The 3,506-nt window shown below is 63.9% G+C and carries 3 protein-coding genes; all 3 read left to right on the plus strand.

Annotated features, from left to right (window positions below):
• A partial coding sequence (locus EOA38_RS30995) for an MFS transporter (RefSeq protein ID WP_127301016.1) occupies window positions 1–376 on the plus strand: 376 nt, incomplete at its 5' end.
• 261 nt (window positions 377–637) lie between these two features.
• Entirely contained in the window at window positions 638–1,876 is a 1,239-nt protein-coding gene (locus EOA38_RS31000) for an MFS transporter (protein ID WP_127301017.1), read from the plus strand.
• 153 nt (window positions 1,877–2,029) lie between these two features.
• Window positions 2,030–3,181, plus strand: a complete 1,152-nt coding sequence (gene rnd, locus EOA38_RS31005; RefSeq protein WP_127301018.1) for a ribonuclease D — start codon at window positions 2,030–2,032, stop codon at window positions 3,179–3,181.
• The last annotated feature ends 325 nt before the right edge of the window (window positions 3,182–3,506 follow it).

The following is a 3,506-nucleotide window of genomic DNA, read 5'->3' on the forward strand; positions in this document are numbered from 1 at the left end:
GATCGTCTTCTTCTCGCCCGCGCCGCCGGTATCGATGCTCGGCTTCGCCCTGTTGGGGATCGGCAGCAGCGCGATCTTCCCGCTGGCGATCTCCGCGGCAGCCCAGCGGACGGACCGGCCCGCGGCGATCAACGTCGCGGCGCTGTCGCAGATCTCTTTCATCGCCTTCCTGCTCGGTCCGCCGCTGCTCGGCTTCGTATCGGACCATTGGGGCATCCGCTCCGCCTATGGGATCGGCATCCCGTTCATCGCGCTCAGCCTGCTGACGGCAGGTTCGCTTGGCCGGCGGCCGACCGTAGAGAGCATCAATGCGATTCCAGGCGAGGCGCCGGCCATGGTCGAGCGGGAGATAGAAATGCGGGCCGGCAAAGCTTAGAGCGGTTCAGTGTTTGGTGAATCGCTGAACCGCTCTAACTATTTGTTTTTACGCAATTCCGGACGGAAGGCTACGGCGAAGTCGCCGAACCCAACCGTTACACACTTTTCCTGGAATTGCTCCAGAGGCCCCCGCCCGATCGGCAGCCCCATGTCCTCGGCCGGGTACAAGCATGTGACCGTGTCATGTCGCATTTGCCGCTGGCATTGACGGGATCTATGGTCCAAGAAGGGATCACAGACCCGTGATTGCCTTCCCCTCATGTCCTCGATCCGCCCGTTGATCCCGCTCCTCATCGCCGCAGGCATCCTGCTCGGCGGCAACGGACTGCAGGGCACGCTGATCGCGCTGCGCGGCGCGCGGGAAGGCTTCTCCGCCTCCGACATCGGCCTGATGGGGACGTTCTACTTTGCCGGCTTCCTGCTCGGATGCCTGGCGGTCACCCGCATCCTGAAGGCGGTCGGTCATGTGCGGACATTCTCGGCGCTTGCTGCGATCGCCTCCGTCGGCACGCTGCTGCTGGTATTGGTCATCGACCCGGTGATGTGGTGCGCGATACGCTTTGCCGGCGGCTTCTGCTTCGCCGGCCTGTTCACCGTTATGGAAGCCTGGCTGAACTCCGGCGTCGGCAACAAGGACCGCGCCCGCGTGCTCGCGATCTACCGCATGGTGGACATCGGCTCGGTCACCGGCGCGCAGTTCCTGATCCCGATCTTCGGCGCAGGCGGCTTCGCCATCTTCGCCGTCATGTCGATGATGATCACCTTCTCGTTGGTGCCGGTCTCGCTCGGCGACCGTTCCAACCCGGCGCCGCCGGAAGAGGTCAAGCTCGATTTGCCACGTGTCTGGCGGATCTCGCCGCTTGGCTCGATCGGCTGCATCGCCGTCGGCGTCACCAACAGCGCCTTCCGTACGCTGTCGCCGGTCTATGCCGAGGAGATCGGCATGTCGGTGGCCGATGTCGTCACCTTCGTCAGCGTCGGCATCTTCGGCGGCGCCCTCATCCAATATCCGCTGGGCTATCTTTCCGACCGCTGGGACCGGCGCTCGGTACTGCTGACGACGACATGCTGCGCCATGCTTGCCGCGCTGGCGCTCGCTTTCGTGGCGCGCGGCGATCCTTTCCTGAACTTCGCCATCGTCTTTATCTTCGGCTGCTTCGCCATGCCGCTCTATTCGCTGTCGGCGGCGCATTCCAACGATCGGGCCGGCAAGGGCGAGTTCGTGCTGGTCAATGCGGCGCTGATGCTGTTCTATTCCTTCGGCGCGATTGGCGGTCCGATCGCCGCATCGGCGGTGATGCAATATTTCGGGCCCAGCGCCCTGTTCGTGTTCAGCGCCTTTGTCTATGCCAGTCTCATTATCGTGATCCTGTACCGGATGCAGGTTCGATCCGGCGTTCCCGCCGGCAGTCGAAGCCGTTTTACCGCGCTCTTGCGCACCTCGACATTCTTCGCGCGGCTCGCCCGGCGGGGCAATGATTCAGACAAGTCGGATTAAAGCGAGATCGTCATCCCGCTTTATCTTCTTGTTTGAGCATGATCTTTTCCGAAAACCACTGCACACATTCGGGATCATGCTCTACCTGCGGCTTGACGAAAGCGCCTGCTGCTGGAATTGAAAGGGACCTGATTTCTTGCCAAAAGCGATTTGATGCACGTCATCACCACCCAGAAAGAACTCGAGAGCGCTGTCGCGGCGTTCGAAAAGTCGGAATTCGTCACCGTCGATACCGAATTCATCCGCGAAACGACCTTCTGGCCGATCCTCTGCCTCATACAGATGGCCGCGCCCGGCGTGACGGCGCTGATCGATCCGCTGTCGCCAGACATCGATCTCAAACCGTTCTTCCGGCTGATGGCCAACGAAGCGGTGGTCAAGGTCTTCCACGCCGCGCGCCAGGACATCGAAATCATCGTCCATCTGGGCAACCTGGTGCCGCATCCGGTGTTCGACACGCAGGTGGCGGCCATGGTCTGCGGCTTCGGCGACAGCGTCTCCTACGATCAGCTGGTGCAGCGCATCACCGGCGCCAGGCTCGACAAATCCTCGCGCTTCACCGACTGGCGGCACCGGCCGCTCTCCGACAAGCAGCTCGAATACGCGCTCGCCGACGTCACCCACCTGATCAAGGTCTATCAGCATCTCAGCGCCGAGCTGAAGCGCGAGGACCGAGCCCATTGGCTGAACGAGGAGATGGACATCCTCACCTCGCGCGAGACCTACGATCCGCATCCGGAGGACGCCTGGAAGCGGCTGAAGATGCGGCTGCGCAAGCCGCAGGAGCTGGCGGTCGTGCAGGCGGTGGCCGCCTGGCGCGAACGCGAGGCGCGCGAGCGCGACGTGCCGCGCGGCCGTGTGCTCAAGGACGATGCGATCTACGAGATCGCGCAGCAGGCGCCGCGCGATGCGGCGGCTCTCGGCAAGCTGCGCACGACGCCGAAAGGCTGGGAGCGTTCGGCGACGGCCACGGCGCTGCTGGGTGCCGTCAACGCCGCTCTCGCCATGCCGAAGGAGACGATGCCGAAACTGCCGAAGAGTTTTCAGCCGCCGGAAGGCTCGAGCGCGGCGGCGGAACTGCTCAAGGTGCTGCTCCGCATCGTCGCCGAGAAGGAGGGCGTCGCCTCCAAGGTGCTCGCCTCCAGTGACGACATCGACCGCATCGCCGCCGAGGGCGACGCCGCCGAAGTGCCGGCGCTGCAAGGTTGGCGACGCGCCGTATTCGGCGACCAGGCGCTGCGGCTGGTGCGCGGCGAGATCGGCATCAAGTTCGACAAGCGCAGGATCGCGGTCTTCGATCTCTAGCGCCTCTCCTTCTCTCCCTGTGGGAGAAGGTGGATCGGCGCGCAGCGCCGAGACGGATGAGGGGTGTTGGAAGGATCGCGACGTCAGGTTGTCTGGCTCCGCGCGTCTGATTTGGAGGGTCCGCCAAGCTGGAACACCCCTCATCCGACCGAGCTTCGCTCGGCCACCTTCTCCCACAAGGGAGAAGGGAAAGTCGCCGTCAGACCACCCCAGCCAGGTGCAGCGCGAACCAGATCCAGGCGACGAGAAGGATGCCCGCGCCGAGGAAGAAGGCGCGGCTGCGGTGCAGCACGTAGTTTCTGGTGAGATGCACCCAGGCGTGGAC

Origin of the sequence: Mesorhizobium sp. M1E.F.Ca.ET.041.01.1.1 (assembly GCF_003997355.1) — a bacterium.
Lineage (GTDB): Bacteria > Pseudomonadota > Alphaproteobacteria > Rhizobiales > Rhizobiaceae > Mesorhizobium.